This is a genomic window from Nocardia sp. CNS-044, from assembly GCF_059570515.1.
The window spans coordinates 78,964-105,493 of record NZ_JCANSX010000010.1; the positions used below are offsets into that span (position 1 = coordinate 78,964).

The window sequence follows — 26,530 nt, forward strand, 5'->3', positions numbered from 1 at the left end:
ATCGGCCGGTCAGCGCCGGGTTTCGGGCCGGGTCGATCGGCTATGTCCCGACTATGACGTCCTTGTGGATGAACGACGCGCAAGTACCCGCCCGACTGCGGCTGACGCCCGGCTCGCGTTTCGACACCGTCGTGATCGGCGCGGGCATCACCGGGCTCGTCACCGCGCTGCTACTGGCCCAGAACGGCATCCAGGTCGCGGTGGTCGAGAGTCGGCGCGTCGGGCTCGGGACGACCGGTGGCACGACCGGAAAAGTCAGCCTGCTCCAGGGAACTCGCGCGCAGAGCATCGCCGGGCGGCACGGTGTCGGCACCCTCGCGCAGTACCTGGCGGCGAATCGGGACGGCCAGGATTGGCTGTTGCGCTTCTGCGACGAGCACGGAATCGCCTATCAGCGCGCCACGGCGGTCACCTACGCCCAGTCCGAACGCGAAAAGCGCTCGGTACAAGCGGAATTCGAGGCGACAAGGGCGGCGGGACTGCCGACCGAGCTGATCGACGACCTGGAAGCGCCCTTCCCGGCCTACGGCGGGGTCCGGTTGATCGAGCAGGCCCAGATCGACCCGATGGCCGTGCTCGCCGCACTGGCCGCCGAGGTGGAGTCGCACGCCGCCCCGATCTACGAATCGACCCTCGCGCAAGGGGTGCATCACGGCTCCGACGGTGAACTGCTCGTGCAGACCGAACACGGCGACCTGACCGCGGGCACGGTCGTGCTGGCCACCGGGACCCCGATGCTGGACCGGGGCGGGTTCTTCGCGCGGCTCACGGCACAGCGCTCGTACCTCGCGGCGTTCCGGGTACCCGGTTCGGTGCCGCACGACATGTACATCAGCGCGGGGCAGCCCATCCGCTCGCTGCGCTACCACCCCACCCCCGAGGGCGACCTGCTGTTGGTCGGCGGCAGCGGCCACGCGGTCGGGCGGACCGACGAGGCCGCCGAGCACGCCGACGAACTCCTGGACTGGACCGCCGCCTGGTTCCCCGGCGCGGAGGTGCTGCACCGCTGGTCGGCTCAGGACTACCACCCGGTCGGTGAATTGCCGTACGTCGGCTCGCTGCTGCCCGGCCAGGACGACATCCTGGTCGCCACCGGCTACGCCAAATGGGGCCTGACCAACGGCGTCGCCGCCGCGCTCGCGCTGGCAGGCAGGCTCACCGGCAAGCCGCCCGCCTGGTCCGGCACCTTCACCACCTGGCGGCCCGCCGAACTGCGTTCGCTACTGTCCGGTGCGAAAGCGAACACGGCTGTTGCCCAACAACTTTCGACGGGATGGCTGCGCATGCTCGGTGGCGGCTCGGCGAGCATGCCCGAGGAGGGCTGTGGGCGGGTCGAGCGACACGGGCTCACGCCCTCGGCGATCTGCACCGTCGACGGAGTCACCACCGAGGTATCGGCCGTCTGCCCGCACCTGTACGGCATCCTGCGGTGGAACGACGCGGAACGGTCCTGGGACTGTCCACTACACGGCTCCCGCTTCGCGCCGGACGGCGCGGTCCTGGAGGGACCGGCGACCAAGCCGCTCGCGCGGCGCGCGGTCTTGCGCAAGGACGTGTAGGTGACGGCCGGGGCCTAACGGCCCGCTCGGGATCGGTCCTGTTGCCGCGCGATCGGGCGCGCGGTGTCGAGGATGACGTCGACGGTCTCGGCGACGGTCAGCTCCGACGTGTCGAGCCATAGACCGAGGCGGGGTGTGCTGTCGCGCAGCACGGCGTCCAGGGCCGCCACGGTGAAGGTGTCGTAGGCGTTCTTGTCGCGAGCCGACTCACGGGCGGCGATCGCTTCGTGGCTGGGCACGAGCACCACCACGTAGAGCGGATCGGTGCGGATCTGGTCGATCGTGAACGGCAGGAACTCGCCCAGCACCACGTCTTGCAGGATCGCCGTGAACCCCGCCGCGGCGTACTCGTCGGCGACCGACGCGGCGAGCCGATGGCGCAGCCGCAGCTGATCGAGGGCGGCGGCAGACGGTTCCGGACCCATCTCCGCGCGGCCACCGACCACGAATCTGCGAAAGGTATCCCCGCGCACGTGCGCCGAACGGGGCAGGCGCTCGGCCAGCGCCTGGGCCACCGTCGACTTGCCCGCGGCTTGGATACCGGTGATCAGATAGACAGCGGAGGCCATCCGGCCATGATCGCAGACCTCAGGCCGGTTCCACGGTGAGGGTGATGGTGGTCCATGCCCCGACGTGGACGCGGTCGCCACTGCGCAGCGCGACCGGCTGCTCCGCCGGGATCAGGTCGTCGCTGTCGTTGAGGCTGGTGCCGTTGGTGGAGCCGAGATCGGTGACGGTGAGACCGGTCGGAGTCAGGTGCAGCAGCGCGTGCGCCCGCGAGACGCCCGCGTCGGCGGGGGCGATGCCTAGATCGATGTCGGGGTTCAGGCCCTGCGAGACGCTGCGCTTGCCGATCAGGATCTCGCTGCCGCGCAAGGCGATTCGGCGCGGCGGATAGTATCCGGGGAACTCCACGCGATCCGCGTCCGGACCTTCGCGCGCCAGCACGCGATCGTAGAAGGCGCGATCGGCGGTGACGGTGGCGATCCAGGTGACGGCCGGTGGCCGCGCGGTGGCCGAATCGGCGATCTCCGGATCGACTTCGCGCGGAACGGGTTCCGGTGTGGACGGCGCGGGCAGCGCCGAATCGTGACCGCAAGCCTCGCAGAAGCGTCCGCCGCTCGGCGCGCCACAGGCCGGGCAGCGTGGCGCGGCGACCGTCGTCGGCGACGCGCCGATCGGTGCTCCGCACACATCGCAGTAGTCGACCGCCGCCGACGGGTGTCCCTCCGGGCAGGTGACCATCAGGACTCCTTGCGTACCCGCGCCGTCTTGGTGGAGCGGGCGTCCAGTGCCATCTCGTCCTCGGCCGCGACGCGCGACCGCAGCCGCACCGTGCCGTTGCGCTCGTCCACCTCGACCACGCCGCGCAGCAGCTTCGCGGTGCTCTCGTTGCCCGACTCGGCGGCCAGCTGGACCGCGCGCCGCAGTTTGGCCGTCGCGGTCTCCACGTCGCCGTTCTTGCGGGCCGCCAGCCCCTCCTGCACCGCATCGGCCAGCTCGGCCTGACCGGTGTAATGCGCGACGCGCCTGCTGATCCGGGCCGACAATTCCGTCTCGGTGGTCCACACCGCCCGCACCAGACCCTGCCCGACGACCTCGTCGCCCGCGATCACACTGACCCGCGCCGCCAGCTTCTCCCGTCCCGGCGCGGCGGGTTCCACCCGCACTTGCACGTGGTAATCGCGCTCCTCGGCGCCCCACGCTCCGAGCGGATACTCCCCCACCTGCGCGCCCGCCTCGACGCGGCGAGCCGTCAGGTCCTCGATGGCGGGCGCGACCTGCTTGACGAAGCGCACCGTCGCACCGGCCGGAGTCCAGACCCGCAATGTCAGTTCGGGAATCGCCTTGGCCATCGAGGTGTGCGTCATCGCCGCGAAGTCCGCGGCCAAGTGCGCCGGATCGGCGACGATGTCGACGGTGCCGTGCAGCGCCGAGGCGATGGACCGCAATTCGTCCACCCGCCAATCGGTTCCGACGCCGCGGCAGTCGCAGGTGAACACGCCCGCGGACTGGGCGATCTCGGCGGCGAGGGACTCCGGCGACTCGTGTTCGTTCTTGCCGTCGGTGAGCAGGATCGCGTGCACCATGGCGCCCTCGTGTTTCTTGGCCAGTTGCCGGGCCAAGCCGAGCCAGGTACCCATGGCAGTGCCGCCGTCGGCACGCAATTTGTCGAGCTTTCGGCGCGCCGCCGCGCGCGTGGTCTCGTCCGCGGGCACCGAGGGCACGTCGGTCGGAAAGACCAGGCGGGCCATGGAGGTGCCCTGCACGATCGCGAAGCGGGTGCCGTCGGGCAGCGCGTCGAGCGCGGCCATGGCGGCGCGGCGGGCGCCTTCGAGCTTCTTGCCGTTGCCCATCGACCCCGAACTGTCGATGATCAGGATCTCCACGCGCTCCGGCGGCGGCCCGGCCGCGACGAAATCGGCGCCGGTCTCCACCGAGACCACCGCGTCGACCGTGCCCGAACCTTCCGCGAGGAACTCGTTCTGGTCGACGACCACCGAGATGCCATTGCCGGCAACAGAATTCACAGTACTTCTCCTGGCTGGTCGATCAGGGCACCCGCGCGAGCGCGACGGTGATGTTGTCGCTGCCCCCGCTGTGCAGCGCGAACTCGACGAGATCGCGGGCCGCTCGCATCGGTTCCGCGGCGGTCGCGAGTGCGGCGAGCGCGTGGGCGTCCGGCTGGTAGTTCCACAGGCCGTCGCTGCACAGCAGCAGCAGGCCGGGACCACGGGTGCGGAAGACGCGCACGCAGGTGTCCGACCACGGCCGATCCCCCGAGTCCGCGCCGAGCCAGCGCAACAGGGTGTGCGCCCTCGGGTCCTTCATGGCGGCCTGCTCGTCCATGGCGCCCGCGTCGACGAGGGCCTGGGCCCAGGAGTCGTCCACGGTGAGCCGTTGCGAGGGCGGGATGTCGGGCGCGCCGGGCGCGGGCACGAGCCAATACGCGCGGCTGTCACCGACGTTCGCCACCGTGATCTCGACCGTATCGGCGTCGTAGCCGCGCACGATGGCCGAGACGTACGTGCAGGACGGCGCGTGACTCTCGTGCACGGCGATATCGCGCACCGCCTGCGCCGCGGCGGCGAGTCCGGCCAGCGCGGCGTCGGGGGCCTCCTGGCCTTCGGCCAGCGCGGCGAGCGTGGCGTCCACACCCGACCGAGATGCGGTGCCGGAGGCGGCCTGCGGATCCTCGGAGGTGGACACGCCGTCGCACACCACGATGACGACGGTTTGCGGACCCGCCGCGTCGTCCACCACGGCGGCGGCGACCGAGTCCTCGTTCCGCGCGTGCGCGATGCCACGGTCGGTGGCCACGCACACCGCGCCCAGGTCGGCCTCGAAACGGTCACGCGGAGCGCGCAATTGGCCGCAGCCGCGGCAGTAGCCGTCCGGGTCGTACACCTGCGCGCCGCAGGCGTCGCACGGCCGCGGAGTCGCCGACTCGGACTCCGGATGCGGCAGCGCGACCCGGCGCGCGCCCAGTTCCCGCCCGCAGGCCTCGCAGTACCGATCGGCGCTCGAGACGCTCTCCCCGCAACCGGGGCAGCGCGGCGAAGCGCTCGGCGGTTCGGCGGGTTTCGCCAAGGGCATGGTCGGCACGGTGTCCGCCGGATGGGTCGGAACTGCGCTCACAGGTGGGGTCACGTAGGCACTCACGGTCGAAGTCGGCTGGTCGGGTGGGGTCGGCGCCGGGCCGGGCTCGGCGGGGTTGTCAGGCTCGGCGGGACGGGCTGTCTCGGTTGGACTGGTCGGCTCGGCGGGGTTGTCCGGCCCGGTGGTAGCGGTTGGCGCGGTGGGGCTGGTTGGCGCGGTCCGTCTGCCGGGCTCGGCGGGGGTGATCGGCTCGGTAGGTCGGTCGGGCGCGGCAGGGGTGATCGGCACGGTCGGACTGCCGGGCTCGGCAGGGGTGATCGGCTCGGTGGGTCGGTCGGACGCGGCGGGACGGTCGGGCTCGGTGGGTCCGCCCGGCTCGGTGCTCCCGTCCCGGTTCACAGCGTGGTCCTCGGACGGATGGCGTTGGCGCGGTCCACCAACTCGAAACGGGCCCACATGTCCTCGGTCTCGCGCGCCAGGTGGCGGAAGCAGCGCTCCAACCCGGTGCGCACCCCCTCCTGGTCGAATGGGACGCCGAGCAGCGGCACGTGGTTCGTCACCGCTCGGCCGCCGTCGAGCCAGGCCAGCGCGGCGTCCAGCACCCGCATCCGCACCTGTGCGCCACGGCGTTTGGAATCGAGCGCCAGCGCGTCGACCCGGCCGCCCGCGTCGCGCAGTACCGCCTCGGTCAGCTCGGCGGGCCCGCGTTCGGCGAGCAGCGCGTCCACCGCGGCGACGCGCGCGTCGGTGTACAGCGACGAGGACGGATCGACTTGGTCGAGTGCCGCGACCGCGCCGTCCCGGTCGCCCGCGCGGCGGCGCATCCGCGCCAGACCGAACACCGCGGCGGCGAAGGAGCGGTCGGTGCGCCAGACGGTGTCGTAGTAGCGCGCCGCCGCGCCGCCGTCGGCGGTGAGTTCGGCGACGGCCGCCAGCGCGAGCTTGGGCGCCGGTTCACCGGGCAGCGCCGTGTACACGGCGTCGAATTCGGCGCGGGCGGCGGCGAAATCGCGGGCGAGCAGCCTGGCCTGCCCGCGATACCAGGCCAGCCGCCAGTCACCGGGCAACCGGTCGGCGAGCTCGGTGAGCCTGCGCTCGGCCTCGGCCGGATCGCCGGTGTCGAGCGCGGCGCGCACCAGACGCAGCGGGATCTCCACCGATTCGCCGCGGCCGGTGACCACCGAACGCAGCCCGTCGGCGAACGCGCGCTCCAGTTCGCCGGGCGTCGTCCCCGCCGTCGTGGCGAGCAGCGCGGCGCCGCTGTCGCTGGGATCCACCAGCGGCACCGGCAGTCCGGCCACGACGTCTTGCGGCGCGACCGCCGCGTCGACGCCGACACCGAAGACCGCGCGCGGCGGCCCGAAATACGCCGACATGCCGGGGCGCGGTACCGCGTCGTCGGCGCTGAGCACCTCGCGCAGCACGCCGGTCAGCTGATCGGCCACCTCCTCCATCGAGGCGAATCTGGCCTCGGGATCGGCGTCCGTGGCGCGCAGCAGGAACCGGTGCAGCGAGTCGTAGCGGGTGAGCAGGGGTTCGGCGTCGGGTCCCGGCAGCGCGCCGAAATGCCCGCCCTGCTGTGGCACGTGCATGATCAGCACCGCCAGCGTGCGGCCGACGGTGTACACCTCGGTCGCGACGGTAGGTCCGGTGGCGGCGATCTCGGGCGCCTGGTACCCGATCGTGCCGTAGATGGCGCTGTCCTGATCGTCCATGGCGATCACCGCGCCGAGATCGATGAGCTTCAGTTGCTCGTCGGTCTGCATCACGTTGTCTGGCTTGAAGTCGCAGTAGGCGAGACCGAGCGAGTGCAGGTAGCCGAGTGCGGGCAGCATCTCCAGAATGTAGGCGATGGCTTGGGGCACCGGCAGGTATCCGCCGTCGGTGTCGCGCCGATCGCGCAGGATCTGCTTGAGCGAGGTGCCGCCGACGAACTCCATGACGATGTAGCCGACCGCGACGCCATCGGGTCCGGCGTGTTCGACGAAGTTGAAGATCTTGACGATGCTCGGATGCTCGACCTCGGCGAGGAACCGTTTCTCGGCGACGGCCGCCGCCATGGCGTCCAGGTCGCCGGAGTTGAGCAGACCTTTGAGCACCACCCAACGGTTGCCGACATTGCGGTCGGTGGCCAGGTAGATCCAGCCGAGCCCGCCGTGCGCGAGGCAACCGACCACCTCGTACTGGCCGCCGACCAGGTCGCCAGCGCTCAGCTTGGGCGCGAAGGAGAATCGGGCGCCGCAGTTCGGGCAGAAGCCCTCGGTGCGGCCCGGCGCACCGTCCCTACCGCGGCCGACCGGTCGTTCGCAGGCGCCGCAGAAGCGCTTCGACTCGGCGACCATCGGGTCGGCGAGAACGGCCGAGGTGGGATGAATCCGAGGCACCCGAGGCACGTCGACCATGCCCGCGCCGAGCCGTCCGCGCGCGCTGGGCTTCGACGACGTCGACCGGCCGGTCCGCACCGAGCGCGCCGATCCCCGCGTGCTGCCCGCGGACGTGCGGGCCGAGGCGGCGACGGTCTCGGTCGCCGCCGGAGCGGTGCCGCAGGTGTCGCAGTACCCGCCGGATACGGTTCCGCCGCAGCCGGGTTCGGCGCAGACCTCGGCCGTCGTGCCCGCCGAATGCCCTGATCTCGATACCGAGGCCACCGGCGCGGCACCCGCCGAACGGCCGGTCGTCGCACCGGTGGCAACCGGTGCGGTACCCATCGACGGCCCGGCCGTCGCGCCGGTCGCAGCCGGTGCGGTCCCGCACACGGTGCAATAACCGTCCTCGACCGCCCCGTCACAGCCTGGCTCGGTGCAGGTCATGATCTCCTCCCCGATTTCCGCGCGACGATCTGCTGGTAGTCGGCGACCGCGCGGGTGGCCGCCGCGAGATCGCACGGCCGGTGCGCGAGCAGGTCGCTCGCGATCCGATGGCTCGCCAGGAGCTCGTCGTCCTCGGCAAGCGCCAGCCTGGCCGCCTTTGCGCGGTACGCGGACAGTCGCCCGCGCAGCTCGGCGCGGCGGTCCAGCAAGCCCTGGGCGAGTTCGGCCGCGCCGGCGGCCGCCTGGGTCGCCGCGGCGATCCGGCGGCGCAGGTTCAGTAGCTCCGCGGCCGCGCCGGGTTCGGCATCGAGGGCGGCCAGTTCGGCGTCGAGCCCCTTCTGTTCCGCGCCGGATGACGGCAGCGGCCCGGTACGGATCTTGCGTTCGGCTTCCGCACGCGCGCGTCCGGCTCGGGCCTCGGTCTCGGCGAGCACGGTCAGCCGGTCGCGGGTCGCCGCCACGGCGGCATCCCAATTCGCGGTGATCGATGTCAGCTCGGCGAGCACGTCGGCCGCGCGGTCCAGGCGCGCGCCGATATCGGCGAGGCGGGCGTCGATCTCGGGCGGTGTCAACGCCAGCGGGTCGGTGGCCGAGCGGCGCAACAGCTCGGCGATGGCCGCGCCGATGTCCCGCAGTTCGGCCGTGACGGCGCCCGCCCGATCCAACCGATCCTGAAGGGGCGCGAGCCCGGTCAGCACCCGGTCGTTCACCGCGCCGACCTCGTCGAGGAAGGCGGCGATTCGGGGAAAGGTCGCGCGCATGCGATCCACCGTGTCGGCCAAGCCGACGAACAGCACGTGTTCGCCGGGCCCGGTGAGCGACCGCTGCGCCAACGGAATCGGGGTGCGCGAGGCCTCGTGCGGCCGCCCGTACAGCAGCCGGGTGAGTTCGGCGCGCGTCTCGGCGTCCAGCCGGGGGCGCGTGCCGCGCACCGTGCGCGCCGAGTCGAGGATGGCTTTCAGCCTGGCGAAGTCCTGCCACATCAGGTCCAGCTCGGCGTTGATCGGCGTCCACCGGCGCTCGGTGCGGCCGGTGGGCGGAAAGCGGCGCAGCAGGGTCAGTCCGGGGTGCCGGTCCAGTTCCAGCAGGGTGGCGGCGATCGCGTCGAATTCGCCGGTGCGGGCGGCCAATTCGCTGTCGATCTCGGCGAGGGTGCGTGGCTGCATGATCGCCCGGCTCACGCGGTGTACCGGGTTTCCGGCGGGCCGGGCGAAGGTCCGAGGGCGCTGAGGCGCGCGGCGTAGATGCGCTGCCAGGTGCCGTCGGCGCGCATCCGTTCGAGCACCGCGTTGACGAAGCGCACCAGATCGGGTGCGCCCTTCGCCACACCGACGGCGTAGGCGCCGCTGCCGATCGGTTCGCCGACCACCTCGAGGTTCCGGTCCTGGGCGACGAGACCGAACAGAATGGGGTCGTCGGCGCTGATCGCGTCCACGTGACCCTGTTGCAGCGCGGCCAGGCAGTCGGTCCAGTTGGCCACGCCGAACACCGTGAGTCGCTTGGGCAGCGCGAACAGCGGCCCCGACGCGGTGGTGCCCCTGGTGACGCACACCCGCTTGCCGCCGAGATCGGCCCCGGACCGGATGCCGGAGTTCTTCGGCGCCAGAATCCGCTGCGCCGCACGGTAGTACACGGCGGAGAAGTCGACGTCGCGGCGGCGCTCGCAGGTGGCCGAGAAGGTGCGCACGATCAGGTCGACCTTGTTCTCGCGCAGCGCCGAGATGCGCTCCTCGGCGGTCACCGAGCGCAGTTCGATCCGATTCGGGTCGCCGAACAGGGCCCGAGCGATCTCCCTCGCGATATCGATGTCGAAGCCCTCGATCTCGTTGGTGGTGGGATTGCGGAAACCGAACAGGTAGGTGTTCTGGTCGACGCCCACCCGGATCCGGCCGTTGGCCACGATCGCGGCCATCGGCGAGCCCGCGGGCATCGCGCCCGGCGGCGGCAGTGGGCCCGGCCGCAGGCTGGCCTCGGCATCGCACTCGTCCTCGGCCTGGCCGGGCGTGGTGATCTCGGCGAATTCGGGCGGGGCCGGATTCACCGCGGCCGCTGGCGGAGTCGCAGGCACCGAGCTGTCGGTGCTGCACGCGACCAGCGGGCCGAGCGCGGCCAGGGCGACGACCAGTGCGAAGAGCCGTCTTGTCACAGGAACTCCTTCAGCCGCGGCCACAATCCGACGACCGCGGCGCCCGCCGCGAACAGCATCAGCAGCAACACTCCGGAGGGGCTCCAGGTCAGCGCGTCACCGGCGGCGTCGACACCGCCGCGCAGGTCGCTGCGCACCCGCTGCACGTCGGCGCGCAACGATTCGTCGAGCTGGGCGAACCGGGTCGCCGAACTCTCCGGCCCGGCGCCGATGGCTTGGTCGACGGCCGCCGGATAGTCGGCCGCCTGATACGCCGCGAGCTGGCGGCGATGACCCGCGGTCCAGCCCTCGAAGCGCAGGGCCGCGGGCGAATCCGGTCCGGTGACCTCCGCGAGCCGGTCGCGCAGCGCCGCGGTGTGGCGGGTGAAGGTCTCCTCGCCCGCGGCGATGTCACCGCGGGTGATCAGCTGCAAGGTCTCCGCCGTGCGGGCCTGCTGCGCCAGAATCCTTGCCTCGGCGAGAGTTTGGAATCGCAGGGCCGCGCCGTCGTCGCCGGTCTCCAGTGCCGCTGCGGCCACCGAGGTCGCCAGCACGGTCCACAGCAGCGCGACTCCGGTCGCCGCCGCCGCGGCGACGAGTCCGGGGTTGACCCGCCGGTTGGTGCGGCGCAGCAGGACGAAAGAGCCCGCGCCGCAGGCGAACAGCACCAGCAAGAGTGTCGTGATCGTGGTGAACGGCAGCGCGCCGATCGCCCGCTGCTCCTCGTGCAGGGCCGCGAAGCGGAGGGTGCTGAGCTCCTCGGCGTTCTTCAACAGCGAATCCTGCATGACCTCGGAGGCCTCGCGCAGGTAGGCCGAACCGACCGGGAACCCTTGCCGGTTGTTCGCCCGCGCCGTCTCTACGAGACCGGTGTAGGCGGGCAATTCGGCGCTGATGGCCGCCACGATACGGCGGGTGCGCTCGTCGGAGGCGTCCGCGGTGGCTTGGGCCAGCGCGTCGGCCGCGTCGGCGAGCGCCTGCTGGTAGCGTGCGCGGACCTGCGGCGTCTCGATGCCGCCGGTCAGAAATGCCTCGGCCGCGGCGGCGTCGGCCGCCGAGAGCGAGACGTAGAGGTTCTGCGCCGCGTAGGCGAGCGGCTCGGTGCGAGCCAAGGCGGCGTCGCGGCGGTCGATCTTCCCGCTCGACTGGTTCGCGCCCGTGAAACCCGCGAGCAGGCACAACCCCACCGTCACCAGCGCGAGCGCGCCGATCAGTCCCGGTGTCGTATGCGCGAAGCGCCGCACCCACGCCGCCCCGTCGCGCGCGGTCGCCGGAAGGCGAGGTCCCACACCGTCCCCCCTTCATCTACCCGGCCGGTGTCTCCGCACGCGATAGTACGGTAGGTCGCTGCGATCCGCTCCCCCTTGCCTTTCCGGTCTCGCGACCGCGCGGCAACGGCCGCCGATCCAGCTCGTTCGCGAGTTTCAGTCGCCGCCGAGCGCGCGGAAACTCAGGTAGCTGGGACGGTCGGGGCGCAGCAGGATGCGCTGACCGGCGATCTGGCGCTGCTTCCACGGCGGAATCAGATGGCGCGGGAAACTGGTGGGGCTGACCGCGACTCGCAGCCGATGCCCGGCGCGAAGCAGCGCCTCGGTGGGGTTGATCTCGATGTCGATCTCGAAGGCCTTCCCCGGCGTCACCGGCAGCGCGGAATCGGCGGTCATGGGGTGCATGGCGAAAAGCAGTTCGCCCTCGGCGTAATAGCTGTCGGCGGCATCGATCGCGCGGAGCGTCGACAGCAGCGCGCCGCGGGTGAGCGGCGCCGACACACCGTCGGGGCGCACGTCGCACACGGTGACCGACCAGAAAGCGTCGGCCCCGTCGACCGCGGCGAGCAAGTGCAGATTCATCGGACCGGAGAGCACGGTGTCGGTCTCGAACGGCGCGCTGGTGAAGGTGATCGCGGTGGCCTCGCTGCGCCGGTCGTCGTTGCCGAAACGGTCGCCGAACAGCAGCGCGACGCCCATCGTCATGACCGCGGTATTGTTCGAGGCCGCGCTGACCCGGCCCGTCGGCACCGTCAGCGGGTACTCGGTATCCGTTGGCGCGGTCGACAATCCGCCGTCGGCGGCGGCGTGTGCCGCGGTGCCGCTCGGATCGGCGGTGAGGTAGAGCCTGCGCACACGCGTCGCCGGGTCCGGGAACTCGGCGCGGCGGATCCAGCGTCCATCGCCTTGTCTGCGCACCGTCACCGGTCCGTACCGGTCGATTCCGTTGTCGACGCCCTTGACCCAGCGGTCGAAGAACGCGCACTGGAGTTCGTCGAGCGCCTGCGGGTTGCCGGGATCGCCGAAGCCGGAGCCTGGCGTGAGGTGGTAGGAGTCGTCCACCAAGATCTGCTTGGCTCCCGGCGCGACCGGAATACGTTCGTAGATGCGGAAATTCGAGCGGTTGTAGACGTCGTGCCAGCCGCCGTGGATCCAGGTGGGGACGTCGATCTCCTCGAAGTGCGCCAGCCGCGCCGCCCACTCCGGATTGAGGTAGCCGTCGGGGTGGTCGATGCTGACGGCGATCCGGATGGCGCGGCGTACCCAATCCGAGCGCCCGGTGATCCGGTCGCGCAGGTATCGGCCGAGCAGCCCGTTGCGGACGAGACCGGGCAGCGCCGGAAGCCGCCCGGCTCCGTGCACGAACAGGATCCATGCGAGCATGCCCGGCGTGGGCACCCCGCCGGTGAGCCCGAGTTCGCGCACCGGGTTCTCTCCCGCCTCGATGGCGAATACGGCGGCGAGTCCCTCGGGGCGCAAGCCCGCGGTGACGAGCGCCGCGATCGCGCCGTAGGAAAGACCCGTCACCGCAACGCGTCCGTCGCACCAGGGCTGTTCGCGCACCCACCGGACCACCTCGAGATAGTCCTGCTGTTCCCGGTGACCGAAGAAATCCCAAGTGCCCGTAGAACTTCCGGTGCCGCGTACGTCCACCATCAGCCCCACGTACCCACGCGACACGGCGGTACGGTTGATCGCGAACGGTTCCAAGACACCCCCCGCGGGTGTGCGCAGCACGTCCCGCGCGGTCATCCTGGCGCGGTCGGACGGTGCGACGCGACCCGCCAGCGTGCGCAGCGCCCGATTCGCGCGCATGCCGTGCCGGTTGATCATCTTGTTGTAGGCGGTGAAGTTGATCAACGCCGGGAGCGGTTCGGTGGTCGGCCCGGAGCGGTCGCCTGGGCGCAGGACGTCGGCGCTCAGGACCGCGCCGTCGGACATGGGGATCGGAACCGTCACGGACGCATGCAGTTTCGGATAGCGCTCCGGTCCGATGTCGAAACGTGCGTCCGGCGGTGCGCCGGTGGCGCTCGTCAGCGGTTCGACCATGGCGATCCCCTCTCCGAGGTGGGTGTCCGGCCGCTGGCGCAGCCGGACGAAGCCCGCCGTCGACCCGCGCATGGCCGGAGCGAAGGCGGAGGTACGCCTCAGGGTGCGCGCAGCACCCCTGGCTTGTCGACGTACCGCTGCATCGCCCAGTTCAGCCCGCGCATGGCGAGGTTGTAGGCGGGCGGGAAGTAGCGCTGGGCCCAGTGTCCGATGCGAATGTCCTGCGAGGTGTAGATCAGGTACCTGTTCCGCTCGACCCCGCGCACAATGGAATTCGCGGCCTGCTCGGCGGTGACGGCGTGCCGCAGGAACAGCTTCAGCCCGCGCTGTACCGCCTCTGCCTCGCGGTCGACGCCCGCGATGTCCACGCGGTTCACCATCGGGGTCGACATCGCGCCCGGGCACACCAGGCTCACGCCGATGCCGTGCCTGCGCAGGTCGAAGCGCAGCACCTCCGAGACGCCGCGCAGCCCGAATTTGCTCGCGCTGTAGGGCGCGTGCCACGGCAGGCCGAACAGGCCCGCGGCCGAGGACACATTGACCAGGTGTCCGCCGCGTCCAGCCTCGATCATCGGCGGCAAGAACTCCTCGATGACGTGGATCGGCCCCATCAGGTCGATGTCGATGGTGCGCCGCCACTGGTCGTGGGTGAGCCGATCGACGGCTCCCCAGGTGGCGATGCCCGCCACGTTCATCACGATGTCGACGCTGCCGATCTTCTCGTGCACCTTGGCGGCCAGCGCGACGACGGCGGTGTGGTCGCTGACGTCGAGCGCTTCGGCCAGGTGCACGGTGGCGCCCGCCGCGCGCAACTCTTCGGCAGTACGCTGCAGGCCTGCCGCGTCGATGTCGGTGAGAATCAGTGACGCGCCCTTGGCCGCTACCGCGTGCGCGGTGCCGCGGCCAAGACCGCTGGCCGCCCCGGTGATCAGGCAGCTCTTACCGTCGAACTTCGTCATGGCTAGACCATAGTGTTGACGAACATCATTGTCTATAAATCGGGCGCGATCCGTCCCAGACGGAACCGACCATGCGGCTGCGCAGCCCGCCGCCACTGGGGGTCCCGGTAGCAATCGCCGAAGAAACAACGGATATGGAAACGCCGCAGCTCAGCGTCGGCGGTCGGCTCCCGGACCGAGTAGTGCGGTGAGATCGCGCATCGCCTGCGGTGATGGTTTGAAGTAGCGGCGGAGGTTCTCGGCCTTGCGATGCCGGGATTTCGCCATCAGTTCCAGCAGGCTGGCTCCTGATTCCCCCAGGTGTGTCAGGCCGGAGTGCCGGAGTTCGTGCAGATCCCAGCCGGTTCCGGGTCCGTCGATCGCAGTTGCGGTGTCGAGTAGGTCGCGGGCCTGGTCGTAGGACAGCCGCGCCAGCCCGGTGTCGGGGTACAGGTCGCGGTCGGCGAGGTACTTGCCGGGCCCGGGCCGGCGGTGGGTCACGAATACCGGCCCGCGTGTGCGGCCCTTGATCAATCGCGGGAGCAGCCGGGCGGTGCCCGCGTCCCAGTACACGATCTCGAGGACGTGTTCGTGGTGGGCGGGCCCGCGGCGGCGGGTGCGGGGTTTGGCGCCCTTGGACTTCACCGGGGCGCATCGGCCCGTCTGGTCCAGGTCCTCGATGTTGAGTTGCAGCAGTTCCTCTGCGCGAGCACATGTTTCGTAGAGCATTCGCCACAGCGTCTTTTCCCGCACGTGGATCTCGCGGCGGCCGATGAGTCGATCGATTGCGGTGCGCGAGCGCACCGGCGTCTCGGAGTCCGGCGGGGTCGACCGCGCGGCCGAAGCGGGCAGTTGCGGGGCGTCCCAGCCCTGTTCGGCGCACCAGCTCAACCATTTGCCGACCGCGGCGCGCCGGGAGTTCCAGGTGTTGACCGCAGCTTGGCCCCACAGCGATTCCAGCGCCGCGCCGATCTCGGCGTCGGTGACCGAGTCCAGGGCGCGCGAGCGGCCGATCAGCCCGTCGGGGCCGGGCCCGTCGAGGGCATCGACGGTCTTGACGATCGCGATGCCGTAGGCGCGGCGGGTGTTGGGCGATCCGATGGTGTCCAGGAACGCCTCGGCGGCAGTGCACAGGGTCCGCGCTGGCGGCGTGCGCAGCCGGGTCACCTTCGCAGCCATCGCCCCCGCCTCTCCTGGCTTGCCCCGGATAACGGGGCCGGTTCATGTTGCGCGGCAGCGTGATCGCCGCAGCACGACTCCGATGTTACCCCGGATAACAGACCATTATCCGGGGTATCACTGCTATCGTTGACCGGTCACGGCCAGACGCGTACCGCCGTTCGCCGCAGTCACCGATGCCCACGCCACCGTATGACAGAGTCGGCCAGGGTCTCTCGGGCCCGCGCAATGAGCAACGCCGTCCTGCCTACCGGTGATGGAATATCGTGCCGGTCATGACCACGGATGACTGGTTGGCCGACACCCGAACCTCTTATGACACGGTCGCGGTCAGCTATGCCGACCAAGTGCGCGGCGCCCTCGCCGGACACCAGTACCTTCGCGCGGCTCTGGCGTTGTTCGCCGACAGCGTGCGGACCGCTGGCGGCGGACCGGTCGCGGACGTCGGCTGCGGCCCCGGTGAAGTCACCGCCCACCTGCATGAGCTCGGTGTCGACGCCTTCGGTATCGACCTCTCCCCGGCGATGATCGACGTGGCCCGGCGCGACCACCCCGGCCTGCGGTTCGAGGTGGGCTCGATGACGGAACTGAACCTGCCCGTCGCTTCGGTGGCCGGCCTGCTCGCCTGGCAGTCGTTGATCCACATCCCAGACGACGAGGTGCCGACTGTATTCGGGCGCTTCCACCGAGCATTGCGTCCCGGCGGACCGTTGCAACTCCTGTTTCACGTCGGCGACGAGTCGCTGTTGAAGACGGACGGCTACGGCGGTCACCCGATGAAGGTCCATGTCCACCGCCGTCAGCCGGACCAGGTGGCGTCCTGGCTGCATGATGCCGGATTCGTGGTCGAGGCCCAGATGCTGCTCGACCCGGATGCGAAAGCTCAGCAAGCGATTCTGTTCGCACGCAGTAAGTCCTAACCGCGGGGTCCCCGACGTACACGGCCCGGCGGGAAGCGTGGACCTGGGGTACGCATGTCACCGACCAACGCGACGCCGAACCGCATCGCCCCCACTGCCGCGCCGCCCCTTCGGCGCCGCGGTCACCGGCCGACCCGACGCCCCGCCCGCGCAGTCGCCCCAGGAGCCGGCATGGAATCCCGGCGTCACCCACAGCGAGCCAGAAATACGCCCTGCACGTGTGCTGGGTGTGGTGGGTGATCAGCTGGCACACCGGAACGCCAATGGGCGGGCATCACCGCCGACAAGCTGCGGATCGGAGTCGAGGGCGCCCCTACTCCTTCGGCTACCTCGCCGGACCGCACTACCCGCGAGCCTGGGACCGCGACTGGCCCCAGGCCGGACGATCCTGCGCGGACCTGATCCCGGACATGAGGACCACCGAATGGCTCGACCGCGAGCACACGAACCGGGCCCTGGGGTAACGCCGGGACCGGTCAGAACAGGGTGTCGCGCACCCGCAGCGGCCGGTAGCCCGTCGGGTCGAGGGCGGCGAGTTCGGCGTCGATGTCGACTTCGATCGCGCCGAAGAAGTTGATGTTGGCGCTGTGCGCGGGGCTGATGTGGGCCAGGACCTCGTCGTCGATTCGCTGTCCGGCCCGGCGCATCTGCTCGACCGCGAGGCCGTAGTACTCGGTGGTCCGGGCGATCACGGCGTTGGTGGCCAGGGTCAGACACCACGCCTGCTCGGTCTGGTCGGCGAGCTGGCGGGCGCGGATCGTGCCCTCGTGGGCGTAGAGCAGGTCGCGGCGCAGCGCGTGCAGGGATTCGCCCTTGTTGAGCTGGCGGGCGATCTTGCGCCGGTAGTCCGGCTCGGCGAGGTACTTGGCGGCGTAGATCGTGCGCCGCAGCGCCCCGTACTCCTTCAGGGCCGCTGCCAGGGTGTTCTGGCGACCCGACGCCGAGAGCTTGCCGACGAGCAGGGAGGCGGTGGCGTGCCCGAACTTCAGCGAACCGGCCAACCTGAGCAGATCGTCCCAGTGCCCGGCGATCAGATCCAGGTTGGCCTTGCGGGTCATCAACGGGCCCGCGTGCGGGAACCGGGCCTCGGCGCCCGCGCGCGGACCCGGCCGGTAGAGGGTGATGCGGCCCAGGTCCCGGATCCGGGGCGAGAGCTGCATGCCGAGCAGGTCGAACAGGCCGAAGTTGACCAGGGTGACTCCGTGGGTGTCGGTGGCGTGCTCGGTGATCGGCAGATCGGTGGCGTTACCCAGGATCTCGTCGAGCACGTAGTGAGCTTCGCGGCGGGTAGCGACGATGATCTTGGTGCCGTAGGTGGCGTGGGTGTCGGTGACGTGGGTGTAGGTCGACAGGCCCTCGTTCGCGAAGTAGCGGCTCATCGGCCGCGCGGTCGTGGACTTCCCGCGTGTCGGGAAGCGCTGCCCATCGCTCGACGACAGCGTCCCGGTGCCGAACACCGGAGTCAGCGGGAGCCGCTGGTGGTAGCCGATGATCACCAGGTTGGCCGCGCGCAGGGTCTCCTCACGCACATACCATTCGTCGGTCCAGGACAGGATGTCGTAGGAGATGCCGCAGGCCTCGGCCATCCGGGTCAGACCCAGGTTGGTCGAGTGCGCCAGCAGCACCGCGAGCAGGTTGCGCTTCAGCTCGGGCGTTCGGGTCGCCTGGCCGCCGGCGTGGGTGAAGCAGTCCAGGTAGCCGGTGCGTTTGTCCAGCTCGATCAACAACGACACGATCGGCGCGAACGGCAACATCTCGGTCAGCTCCGCCTTGAGTGCGACCGCCTCGGCCGGAACGTCCTCGGCGGTCAGTGGGGAAATGACCAGCTCCCCGGACTCACCGTCCAGCCGCACCGGGCCCTCACCCTCGGCGAGCACCGCTTCGAGTTCACCGACCGCGGTGTGCAGCTCGTCGATGACGGCGGCCAGGGCGACGCCGGGGTCGGCCGGGCGCCCGACCAGACGGCAGAACTCACTGCGCTGTGGTTCCCACTGCTCGGGTGTGAGCAGGTAGGCGGCCGGGTCGGCGTAGCGGCGCGAGCCCGGCACGTACACGTCCCCGCTGCGCAGCCCGTCGCGCAGCCCGAGCAGCACGCACAGCTCCCAGTAGTGCCGGTAGGCGGTGGTGCTGCCGGACTTGCGGGCAGCGTCGAGGTAGCCGCGCCACTTCGCGGGCACGAAGCCGGTCGGGGCCTCGTCGAAGACCTTCCGGCGCCCGGTGGCGTTGAGTTCGCGCAGCATCGCCACCGCGATCAGCAGCTCGACCGCGGCGGTGCCGCCAGCGAAACCAACCGTCGACAGCACCGCGGGCGTGAACTGGCGCAGGTAGTTGTAGGAGGAGTCCAGCGCGGCCAGATGCCCGTGATCACGCGGCAACCGGGGTTTGGCCTGAGCGATCGCCGCGCGCAGGCGCTCCCACCCGATCGCATCGCCACGGATCAGCGCGCCGATCTCCTCATCGGCCACCGCCGGGTCGGTGACGATCGCCAGCAGGTCGTCGAGCAGGGCTTGGCGGTCCTCTCCGGAGCGGCCGCGTTCGGCCAGTTCCTGCTGCATCCGGCGTTCGGCGGTACCGAACTTCGCCGAGATCGCCTGATCGAACAAGGCCACGACCTCGTCGAGGACGTCGGTGCCCGACTGGGCCAGCACCGTGAGCAGGATCGGGTACCGGCGCTGCGGGTCCCGGCGTTCCAGCGCCTGCGGGGTCAACTGGCGCCCCATCGTGGCCAGGAACCGCCGCCGCTCGGTCGGGAGCACCGACATATCGAGGCGGTCCGCGCCCAGCCCGCGCAGGAACGCCAGCTTGTCGACCTCCGCGCGCACCGCGGCCGCCGACGCCTCCACCGGCCCGGTCGACAGCCACCGCAACCGCGACACCCCCAACGAGGCATCGGTGACCAGCAGCGCGTCCAGCTCGGTGCACCGGGCCGGGGTGAACTCGTGGGCCAGCCGGTCGTAGGTCTCGCGCTGGGCCTGCTCACGGGCATGAGCGATGCGTTCGACCATGCTCACCGGGCCGGGCCGGATCACCCGCGCCGAGATCAGGTACTCACATCCCAACCGGAACAGCAGAGTCGGGGAATCGTGCTCCATCGCCCGTGCGAGCAGGAACTCGTCGAGCTCCTTGAGTTCGAGCGCACCAGCCGCCCGCCAGCCCAGATACTGGGCGACCAGGCGCAGATGATCGGTGCGGGTCTGGGCGCGGCGGCCGTAGGAACGGATCTCGCTACCGTCGAGGCGCAGCTGCTCGGCCAGCCTGGCCACCGCGACCGGCGGGGCGCCCACCACGCGGTCCGGCACGAACCCCAGCCATGGCAACGTGCACAACGCGATCGCGATACCGAGCCGATCAGCCGGACCACGCCCGCGCCCCGGATCGACGAACGCCAGATCCGCCGGCGAGAGCGTGAAGAACCGGAACAGCTCTTCGCGGCCGATCTCCGGGAACTCCCGCAGACGCGCCAACTCCTCATCCGCGAACACCCGCGTCGCCACGAAACCGACCTCCCACCAACCAACCACGTTGGGAGCCAAGCCAACCAGTAACCCGCCTCCACCGCAGACCGAACCTGGCCTCACCAGCGGCCAGCTGCGGCTACGCCATATCCGTTGGTTTTTCGGCGGTTACTACCGGAACCCCCACTGCCTCGGAGCCCGTTGTAGCTCAGGGTTTTTCGTACAGCAGCAGATCGACCACCCGCAGAATCCGGTCGAGGTCGAAGCGCTCGGGTTCGGCGAGCATCTGGCGCGCGACGGTCTGCACGGCGCCTTGCACGATTTCGACGAAGACGTCCAGATCCACCTCGTCGGCGCGCTCTTCGGCAGGTCGGCTCGCCAGCCAGTCGCGCAGCAGCCGCCGCAACGGTGCGCGCAGTTCGTCGCGCGCCCGCTCGATCGGTGCGCGCAGTGCGGCGGGCACCCCGTCGATCGGGTAGTAGACCAGCCGCCAGCTGTCCGGTACGGAGCGCAGATCGCACAAGAAGCGCCTCAGGCCCGAGAACAGCGCCGCCTTGGGATCGGCGGGCGCGGCGGCACTCTCGGCGACGTGCGAGGTGGCGGCGACCATGCGCGCGGTCTCGCGCGCGATGAGATCGCGCAGCAGGTCGTCGCGGTTGGCGTAGAGGTCGTAGACCACCGGGCGGGTCACGCCGCCGCGCTCGGCCACCGCCGCGATGGTGACGTCGGCGAATCCGGACTCGGCGAGGATACGTAAGGCCGTGTCGAGCAACTGTTCTCGCCGGTCGGCGGGCTGCAGGCGCTTGGCGTACCTGCGGCGCGGCCGCGCGGCGTCGCTACCGGCCCGCGCCACCGGACGCCTCCCCGATTCCAGTCGTCGCCACCGCTCGGCGCGCGATCCAGCGCAAGGTCGAGGCGATCGCGTCGCGGCGCTGCGTTCCGCCTTCGGCCAGCAGCAAGCGCGCGGCGGTCTCGCTGGTGCTGATGGCGGTGTAGCTGACGAGTTCGGCGTCCAGTTCGCGTTCGGCCATGGCGGCGATGATCCGGATCATCGCTTCGGAGCGCTCGCGCAGCGCCATCCGGCCGCGCGCCACCCGTTCGTGCGCCGAGGGCGGCAGGGCTTGGTCGCGCATCAGCACGAAGCGCCACGTGCCAGGCGCGGCCAGCACCATGTCCAGGAACAGGTCGGCGGCCTCGACCGCGATCGCGGTGGGATCGGTCCCTGGCCGGATTTCGGGAAAGGCCGCGGCGGCCATCGTCAACGCGCGCTCTTCCTCCCGATCGAGCAGGGCGGTGAAAAGTGCGTCGCGGTCGCCGAATTCGGCGTAGAGGGCGGGCCTGGTCAAGCCGGCGGCTCGGGCGATGGCGTGCATGCTCGCCTGGGCGTAGCCCTCGCGGAGGACGAGATCGCGTGCCGCGTCTAGGATCTGGTCGCGTCGCGCTGACACCTTCGCCTCCATGGTCGTGGGTTGTTGAGCGTCAGCACTCCCCCAGCGAACTGGTCACTCGATTGAAACAGTGTACGCAGGAGATGACTCGCTGGGGCGGAGCGCGCTCGAACGTCGGGCTGCCACACCTCGGCTTGCCCTCGGAGACAACGGGATTCGTCGAATTCTACGGCGACGACGTCGGCTCGGAGGTAAATTGACGTCGTTGTATTTGCGTGTGACGTGGATTACTTCCGGCCGGTAAAAGTGCTGGCTGTCACATGCGAATGTGTCGTCGGGCTACCGGCTTCCGGTGACTGTCGGGCGACGAGCGCCGAGGCGGATCGGCGTGTGCAACGGGGGACGCAGGGAGGAATCATGAAGGAGGCGCCACCGAGCGTCGCGGACGCGGGCGCGATCCGGATCGTGCGGGAAAATGTCACCGGCACAGCGGTTTCCAGCGTGCGCACCTTCGGAAGGGCCGTCGATCTCGGCATCGAGTCGGTGCGCGGTGCGCTCTCCGATCTGATCGGCCTGCGCTTCCAGTGGCAGGAGATGCTGCGCCAAGCCTGGTATCTGGTGACCGTCACGGCACTGCCCGCCGTCCTGATGGCGGTGCCCTTCGGCGTGGTGGTGTCGGTGCAGGTCGGCAACCTGATCCACCAGCTCGGCGCCGACTCGATGATCGGCGCGGCCGGCGGGCTCGGCGTGATCCAGCAGGGCGCGCCCATCGCGACCGGCCTGCTGCTCGGCGGTGCGGGCGCCTCGGCCATCGCCGCCGATCTCGGCGCGCGGACCGTGCGCGAGGAGATAGACGCGTTGCGCACCATGGGCATCAGTCCCGTGCACCGGCTGGTGATTCCCCGGGTGGTGGCCATGCTTTTCGTCGCGCCCCTGCTCAACGTGCTCATCATCTTCGTCGGCGTGGTCTCCGGCTACGCGGTGGCGATCAGCGCGCAGAACGTCACGCCGGGCAGCTACTGGGCGACGTTCGGTTCCTTCGCGGTCGTCGCCGACGTGTGGATCTCGCTGGCCAAGGCCATGCTGTTCGGATTCCTGGTGGTGATCATCGCCTGTCAGCGCGGGCTGGAGGCCAGAGGCGGTCCGCGCGGCGTCGCCGATGGTGTCAACGCCGCCGTGGTGATCTCGGTGGCCTCGATCATCGTCGTCAACCTGGTGATCACCCAGATCGTCACGATGTTCCTCCCGCTGCGGGTGGCCTGATGACCGCGACACCGTACGCGCCAAGGGGTCTCGGCTGGGCCTATCGCGTCGTCCGCGAGCGCGGCAGGCTCCTCGCTCCGGTCGAGAACACCGGCTTCCTGCTCGGGTTCGTCTTCCAGGCGCTGTGGGCGATACCGCTGACGTTGCGCCGCTACCGCGCCCAGACGATGCGCACCATCACCGATATGACCTGGGGACGCGGGTCGGTCATCGTCGGCGGCGGCACCGTGCCGATGCTGGTGGTGCTCGGCGTCGCGATGGGCGCCGGTGTCGGCATCCAGTCCTTCGCCGCGCTGGACCTGATCGGGCTCGGACCCGTCACCGGGGTGGTGTCGGCCTTCGCCAACACCAGGGAGCTCGCACCGATCGCGGCGGCGGTCGGCTTCGCGGCGCAGGCGGGCTGCCGGATGACCGCGGAGATCGGCTCGATGCGCATCTCCGAGGAGATCGACGCCATCGAGTCCCTCGGGCTGCGCTCGGTGCCGTTCGTCGTCACCACGCGGGTCATCGCGGGCGCCGTCGCGATCGTGCCGACCTTCCTCATCGCGCTGATCCTGAGCTACCTGGCCTGCTCGGCCGTCATCGTGCTGCTGCACGGTCAGGCGGGCGGGGTCTACAACCACTACTTCTTCCAGTTCACCAGCGGCTACGATGTGCTCGCCGCGGTGATCAAGATCCTGGTGTTCGGCGTCACCGTGATCCTGATCCATTGCTACTACGGCTTTTTCGCCTCCGGCGGACCCGAGGGAGTCGGCATCGCCTCCGGTCGCGCGGTGCGTGCCAGCTTCGTCGCCATCATCGCCCTCGACATGGTGCTCACCATCGTGCTGTGGGGCGTCGACTCCGCCATCGAATTCCCGGGGTGAGCGCATGCCGAACTACGGACTGCCCGGCGTGCCGATGAACAAGCGCGGTTCCCGCGCGCTCGGCGCGGCCGCGTTGATGCTGACGGTCGTCGCGGCTCTCACCTGGCGCGCGGAGCTCGACGACCGGCCACCGGACCGCCTCCAGGTCCAGTTGCGCACCGAGCAGATCGGCGAGGGCGTCATCGAGGGCACAAGGGTGCGCTACGACGGCGTCACCGTCGGCGAGATCACCGAGATAACCGCCATCGGCGTGGGTCGCCAGCTGATCACGCTGAATCTCGACAAGACGCAGACGGCGGGCCTGACCGACGCGCTGACCGTGGACTACGCCCCCGAAAACCTGTTCGGCATCAGCGCTCTCACGCTGCGAGCGGCCGACGGCGGCGCCCCGCTCACCGAGGACGACCTGATCGATCTCGCCGGAGCGCACGCGGACAAGGTCACCGACGTGACCATGGGCAGCCTGCTGCGCGCGCTCACCGAGACCTCCACTGAGGTGCTCACCCCGCGGCTTTCGGAATTGCTCGCCACGGTCAACAGCGAGATGAGCTCGTTCGCACCGCTCTGGGAGGCGATCATCTCGCTGAGCCGCGCCGTGGCCGACACCCAGCGTTATCCGGCGCCGTACCTGATCGACCAGTACTCGGCCTTCTTCGGTGGCGTCGGCGATTTCGCCTCCGCGACCTTCCGGCTGCTGCACTCGGTCATGAACATCGAGATCTTCCTGAACGACCGCCCGCGCTACGACGCCACCATCACCATGGTCGTGGACGGTGCGCTGCCGTCGATCGGCGCGCTCGGCGACGCCGCGAACCGGCAATTGTCGCCGTACACAACCGAACTGACGCCGCTGGTCGCCGCCGAAGCCGCCACCGTGCCCGCGCCGGGTCGCTCGCGCGCCGAGCTGCCGGAACTGATCGATCGGTTGAACCGCATGTTCTCCGACACCCCTGACGGCCCCGCTTTGAACGTGGCCGTGATCCTGCGCGGGATGCCCGGGCTGGCGGTGCCGTTGCTCGGGACATCGGACTTCGCGGCGCTCGATGGTTCGGGGGGTGCGCGATGACGACCCTGCCGATCCGAGCGGTGATGTGGCGACTCGGACTGTTCGCCGTCGCGATGCTCGTGCTGCTCGTCGTCATCGTGCAGGCGATCACCCGGCCGGTGGACGGCGAGACCGGTTCCTATACCGCGGAATTCACCGATGTGAGCGGGTTGAAGACCGGCGACGACGTCCGGATGTTCGGCGTCTCGGTCGGCAAGGTCGCCGACATCGAGCGGGCGGGCACCAACGCGCGGGTGCGCTTCACGGTTCAGCGCGACCGTCCGATCTACGACTCCAGCGTCCTCGCCATCCGCTACCAGTCGCTCACCGGGCAGCGCTACGTCGATGTGCGGCAACCGGATCGGCCGGGCACGCCGCTGCCGCCCGGTGCGGCGCTCGGGGTGGCCAACACGGTGCCGTCCTTCGACATCACCCAGCTGTTCAACGGGTTGCAGCCGGTGATCGCCGAGTTCTCCCCCGGCGCGCTCAACCAGTTCACCGAGAGCGTGCTCGCGGTGATCGAGGGCAACGGCTCCGGCATCGGTCCCGCGCTGGACGCCATCGAGAAACTCAGTCGCTACACCTCCGATCGGCAGGCGGTGATCGCGACCATCGTGGCCAACCTGCACGCGATCTCCGGGCAGATCGGCGGTCGCTCACCGCATCTGGTCACCCTGATGGCAGGCATCGCCGAGGTGATCAGCGCGTTCCGGGTGAAGCTGGACGGATTGCTCGACTTCGCCGCCGCGGCCCCCTCGGCGATGGCGCCCCTGAACCGCCTGATGGAGACCCTCGGATTCACCGAACACGCGAACCCGGACCTGATGACGGACCTGCGGCTGCTGTTCCCCGACCCGGACGCCGCGCTGGACCTGCTCGGCAGGCTCCCCGGTCTGCTCCAAGCGCTGAGCAATGTACTGCCGCCCGCCCCCGGCGCGGCGGGACCGGTGTCGATGAGCTGTTCCAAAGGGTCGGTCCAACTTCCCCAGGTGCTTTCGGTGCTCGTCGCCGGGCAGAGGATCGCGATATGCAACGGATGACGCAACGTCTGCTGAATCGGCTCGCGCCGCACGGGTTTTCGCACGACCGGCACCAGGCGGCGAAGAACGCGAGGGAGTTCCGCCTCGGCGTCCTCGGCGGACTGTCCGTCGCCGCGTTGCTGCTGGCCACGGCGGTGATCTATCTGGTCCCGTTCGGCAAGGCGAGTTACACCGCCGACCTGGTGGAGGCCAACTCGGTGAAGGTCGGCGACCAGGTCCGCCTGGCAGGCATCACCGTCGGCTCGGTGACGGCGCTCGAGCTGGGCGAGACGAAAGTGCGAATGACCTTCACCGTCGACCGCGACGTGTTCCTCGGCGACACGACCAGCCTGGAGATCCGCATGCTCACCGCAGTCGGCGGCCACTACGTCGCGGTGTTCCCCTCGGGCACAGAAGCTCTCGGCTCGCGACCGATTCCACCAGATCGAGTCCGCCTCCCCTACAGCCTGGTGCGCATTCTGCAGGACGCCGCCGCGCCGGTCTCCGAGGTCGACGGCGAGACGCTGCGCCAGAATCTGGCCGCCCTCCAGCAATCCCTCGACACCAGTCCGGACGCGCTGCGTCAGATGGGCGGCGCGATGCAGTCGTTCGTCGACATCCTGCGCAGGCAGAACCACGAGGTCTCGCGCGCGCTCACGGTGATGGACGAGTACCTGCGCACCATCGACGTCAACAAATCGCTCATCGGCACGTTCGTCCGCGAGCTCGGCACACTGATGACCGTCGGCCTCGGCAAGCGCGCCGAGATCGCCTCGGCACTGACCATCGCCGCCTCGCTGCTGTCCAGGATCGCCGCCATAGAGCCGTCTTGGCGCGAGATCCTCGCGCCGCTGGCCGGGAAGCTTCGCGAGTTGCTACCCCAACTGGAACAGCTTGCCGCGCAACTGGATCTGGCCCTTCCGCAGTGGAACCAGCTGCGCGAGCGACTCGTGGCGCTGACCGCCTCCGAGGAGGGTGTCGTCATCGATCAGTCGGCGCTCACCGCGCCGGTGTGCATTCCGCTGCCCGGATGGGAGTGCTGAGCG

Annotated in this window: 22 protein-coding genes; 8 read left to right on the plus strand and 14 right to left on the minus strand. The window is 70.3% G+C overall.

Going from position 1 to position 26,530, the window contains the following annotated elements; genetic code table 11:
* The first annotated feature begins 68 nt into the window (after positions 1–68).
* Positions 69–1,559, plus strand: a complete 1,491-nt coding sequence (locus tag T333_RS26320; protein ID WP_496426174.1) for an FAD-dependent oxidoreductase — start codon at positions 69–71, stop codon at positions 1,557–1,559.
* A 14-nt stretch (positions 1,560–1,573) separates the two neighbouring features.
* Here the strand turns inward: T333_RS26320 and T333_RS26325 are convergent, their stop codons facing one another.
* The 5 genes from T333_RS26325 to T333_RS26345 are packed head-to-tail and all read right to left on the minus strand — an operon-like array spanning position 1,574 to position 7,561.
* On the minus strand, positions 1,574–2,128 hold the full coding sequence (locus T333_RS26325) for an AAA family ATPase (RefSeq protein ID WP_496426175.1): 555 nt from the start codon (positions 2,126–2,128) through the stop codon (positions 1,574–1,576).
* Positions 2,129–2,147: 19 nt separating this feature from the next.
* On the minus strand, positions 2,148–2,804 hold the full coding sequence (locus T333_RS26330) for a double zinc ribbon and FHA domain-containing protein (protein ID WP_496426176.1): 657 nt from the start codon (positions 2,802–2,804) through the stop codon (positions 2,148–2,150).
* Positions 2,804–4,090, minus strand: a complete 1,287-nt coding sequence (locus tag T333_RS26335; RefSeq protein WP_496426177.1) for a vWA domain-containing protein — start codon at positions 4,088–4,090, stop codon at positions 2,804–2,806. The genes T333_RS26330 and T333_RS26335 overlap by 1 nt, the downstream gene beginning before the upstream one ends.
* Before the next feature lie 22 nt (positions 4,091–4,112).
* Positions 4,113–5,558, minus strand: coding sequence for a PP2C family protein-serine/threonine phosphatase (locus T333_RS26340; RefSeq protein ID WP_496426178.1), 1,446 nt, complete (start codon positions 5,556–5,558; stop codon positions 4,113–4,115).
* A complete protein-coding gene (locus T333_RS26345; protein ID WP_496426179.1) occupies positions 5,555–7,561 on the minus strand; it encodes a serine/threonine-protein kinase in 2,007 nt (668 codons plus the stop codon). The genes T333_RS26340 and T333_RS26345 overlap by 4 nt, the downstream gene beginning before the upstream one ends.
* Here T333_RS26345 and T333_RS26350 point away from each other — a divergent pair.
* Positions 7,560–7,925 carry a hypothetical protein gene (locus tag T333_RS26350; RefSeq protein WP_496426180.1) on the plus strand — a complete coding sequence of 122 codons (366 nt, stop codon included), beginning with the start codon at positions 7,560–7,562 and terminating at the stop codon, positions 7,923–7,925. The genes T333_RS26345 and T333_RS26350 overlap by 2 nt on opposite strands.
* 40 nt (positions 7,926–7,965) lie before the next feature.
* Here T333_RS26350 and T333_RS26355 read toward each other — a convergent pair whose 3' ends face one another.
* The 6 genes from T333_RS26355 to T333_RS26380 all read right to left on the minus strand — a co-directional run bounded on the left by T333_RS26355 (position 7,966) and on the right by T333_RS26380 (position 15,528).
* Positions 7,966–9,150, minus strand: a complete 1,185-nt coding sequence (locus T333_RS26355; RefSeq protein ID WP_496426181.1) for a hypothetical protein — start codon at positions 9,148–9,150, stop codon at positions 7,966–7,968.
* On the minus strand, positions 9,147–10,115 hold the full coding sequence (locus T333_RS26360; RefSeq protein ID WP_355001578.1) for a glutamate ABC transporter substrate-binding protein: 969 nt from the start codon (positions 10,113–10,115) through the stop codon (positions 9,147–9,149). Before T333_RS26360 ends, T333_RS26355 begins: the two co-directional genes overlap by 4 nt.
* The gene (locus T333_RS26365; protein WP_496426182.1) at positions 10,112–11,383 is read right to left on the minus strand and encodes a GlnX family signal transduction membrane protein; all 1,272 of its coding nucleotides are present in this window, start codon (positions 11,381–11,383) and stop codon (positions 10,112–10,114) included. Before T333_RS26365 ends, T333_RS26360 begins: the two co-directional genes overlap by 4 nt.
* Positions 11,384–11,518: 135 nt before the next feature.
* Positions 11,519–13,483, minus strand: a complete 1,965-nt coding sequence (locus T333_RS26370; protein WP_496426183.1) for a CocE/NonD family hydrolase — start codon at positions 13,481–13,483, stop codon at positions 11,519–11,521.
* Between the two features lie 26 nt (positions 13,484–13,509).
* The gene (locus T333_RS26375) at positions 13,510–14,370 is read right to left on the minus strand and encodes an SDR family oxidoreductase (RefSeq protein ID WP_355001581.1); all 861 of its coding nucleotides are present in this window, start codon (positions 14,368–14,370) and stop codon (positions 13,510–13,512) included.
* A 150-nt stretch (positions 14,371–14,520) separates the two neighbouring features.
* A complete protein-coding gene (locus tag T333_RS26380; RefSeq protein ID WP_496426184.1) occupies positions 14,521–15,528 on the minus strand; it encodes a tyrosine-type recombinase/integrase in 1,008 nt (335 codons plus the stop codon).
* Positions 15,529–15,803: 275 nt separating this feature from the next.
* Between T333_RS26380 and T333_RS26385 the strand changes: the two genes are divergently transcribed.
* On the plus strand, positions 15,804–16,448 hold the full coding sequence (locus tag T333_RS26385) for a class I SAM-dependent DNA methyltransferase (protein ID WP_397102628.1): 645 nt from the start codon (positions 15,804–15,806) through the stop codon (positions 16,446–16,448).
* A 476-nt stretch (positions 16,449–16,924) separates the two neighbouring features.
* On the opposite strand, the gene T333_RS26390 is transcribed toward T333_RS26385, so the two are convergent.
* From T333_RS26390 to T333_RS26400, 3 genes are all read right to left on the minus strand, one after another.
* Entirely contained in the window at positions 16,925–19,942 is a 3,018-nt protein-coding gene (locus T333_RS26390) for a Tn3 family transposase (protein WP_496426185.1), read from the minus strand.
* Positions 19,943–20,111: 169 nt separating this feature from the next.
* On the minus strand, positions 20,112–20,756 hold the full coding sequence (locus tag T333_RS26395) for a TetR/AcrR family transcriptional regulator (protein ID WP_357247245.1): 645 nt from the start codon (positions 20,754–20,756) through the stop codon (positions 20,112–20,114).
* Complete coding sequence (locus T333_RS26400) at positions 20,740–21,351, minus strand: TetR/AcrR family transcriptional regulator (protein ID WP_496426186.1); 612 nt, start codon at positions 21,349–21,351, stop codon at positions 20,740–20,742. Before T333_RS26400 ends, T333_RS26395 begins: the two co-directional genes overlap by 17 nt.
* 357 nt (positions 21,352–21,708) lie before the next feature.
* Between T333_RS26400 and T333_RS26405 the strand changes: the two genes are divergently transcribed.
* Genes T333_RS26405 through T333_RS26425 form a run of 5 tightly spaced genes read left to right on the plus strand, consistent with a single transcriptional unit; the run spans position 21,709 to position 26,527 of the window.
* Positions 21,709–22,554, plus strand: a complete 846-nt coding sequence (locus T333_RS26405) for an MlaE family ABC transporter permease (RefSeq protein WP_355001584.1) — start codon at positions 21,709–21,711, stop codon at positions 22,552–22,554.
* The gene (locus T333_RS26410) at positions 22,554–23,420 is read left to right on the plus strand and encodes an ABC transporter permease (protein ID WP_355001585.1); all 867 of its coding nucleotides are present in this window, start codon (positions 22,554–22,556) and stop codon (positions 23,418–23,420) included. The genes T333_RS26405 and T333_RS26410 overlap by 1 nt, the downstream gene beginning before the upstream one ends.
* Before the next feature lie 4 nt (positions 23,421–23,424).
* The gene (locus T333_RS26415; RefSeq protein WP_496426187.1) at positions 23,425–24,486 is read left to right on the plus strand and encodes an MlaD family protein; all 1,062 of its coding nucleotides are present in this window, start codon (positions 23,425–23,427) and stop codon (positions 24,484–24,486) included.
* Positions 24,483–25,505, plus strand: a complete 1,023-nt coding sequence (locus T333_RS26420; protein WP_496426188.1) for an MlaD family protein — start codon at positions 24,483–24,485, stop codon at positions 25,503–25,505. Before T333_RS26415 ends, T333_RS26420 begins: the two co-directional genes overlap by 4 nt.
* Complete coding sequence (locus T333_RS26425) at positions 25,493–26,527, plus strand: MlaD family protein (protein WP_496426189.1); 1,035 nt, start codon at positions 25,493–25,495, stop codon at positions 26,525–26,527. Before T333_RS26420 ends, T333_RS26425 begins: the two co-directional genes overlap by 13 nt.
* Positions 26,528–26,530 lie beyond the last annotated feature (3 nt).

What these genes read in the sequence shown, in the direction of transcription:
- T333_RS26375 (WP_355001581.1), bottom strand. Translation starts at nt 14,370, where the DNA reads ATGACGAAGTTCGACGGTAAGAGCTGCCTGATCACCGGGGCGGCCAGC.
- T333_RS26345 (WP_496426179.1), bottom strand. Translation starts at nt 7,561, where the DNA reads ATGGTCGACGTGCCTCGGGTGCCTCGGATTCATCCCACCTCGGCCGTT.
- T333_RS26380 (WP_496426184.1), bottom strand. Translation starts at nt 15,528, where the DNA reads ATGGCTGCGAAGGTGACCCGGCTGCGCACGCCGCCAGCGCGGACCCTG.
- T333_RS26420 (WP_496426188.1), top strand. Translation starts at nt 24,483, where the DNA reads ATGACGACCCTGCCGATCCGAGCGGTGATGTGGCGACTCGGACTGTTC.
- T333_RS26385 (WP_397102628.1), top strand. Translation starts at nt 15,804, where the DNA reads ATGACCACGGATGACTGGTTGGCCGACACCCGAACCTCTTATGACACG.
- T333_RS26405 (WP_355001584.1), top strand. Translation starts at nt 21,709, where the DNA reads ATGAAGGAGGCGCCACCGAGCGTCGCGGACGCGGGCGCGATCCGGATC.
- T333_RS26415 (WP_496426187.1), top strand. Translation starts at nt 23,425, where the DNA reads ATGCCGAACTACGGACTGCCCGGCGTGCCGATGAACAAGCGCGGTTCC.
- T333_RS26320 (WP_496426174.1), top strand. Translation starts at nt 69, where the DNA reads ATGAACGACGCGCAAGTACCCGCCCGACTGCGGCTGACGCCCGGCTCG.
- T333_RS26370 (WP_496426183.1), bottom strand. Translation starts at nt 13,483, where the DNA reads ATGCGCGGGTCGACGGCGGGCTTCGTCCGGCTGCGCCAGCGGCCGGAC.
- T333_RS26425 (WP_496426189.1), top strand. Translation starts at nt 25,493, where the DNA reads ATGCAACGGATGACGCAACGTCTGCTGAATCGGCTCGCGCCGCACGGG.
- T333_RS26350 (WP_496426180.1), top strand. Translation starts at nt 7,560, where the DNA reads ATGCCCGCGCCGAGCCGTCCGCGCGCGCTGGGCTTCGACGACGTCGAC.
- T333_RS26410 (WP_355001585.1), top strand. Translation starts at nt 22,554, where the DNA reads ATGACCGCGACACCGTACGCGCCAAGGGGTCTCGGCTGGGCCTATCGC.
- T333_RS26325 (WP_496426175.1), bottom strand. Translation starts at nt 2,128, where the DNA reads ATGGCCTCCGCTGTCTATCTGATCACCGGTATCCAAGCCGCGGGCAAG.
- T333_RS26330 (WP_496426176.1), bottom strand. Translation starts at nt 2,804, where the DNA reads ATGGTCACCTGCCCGGAGGGACACCCGTCGGCGGCGGTCGACTACTGC.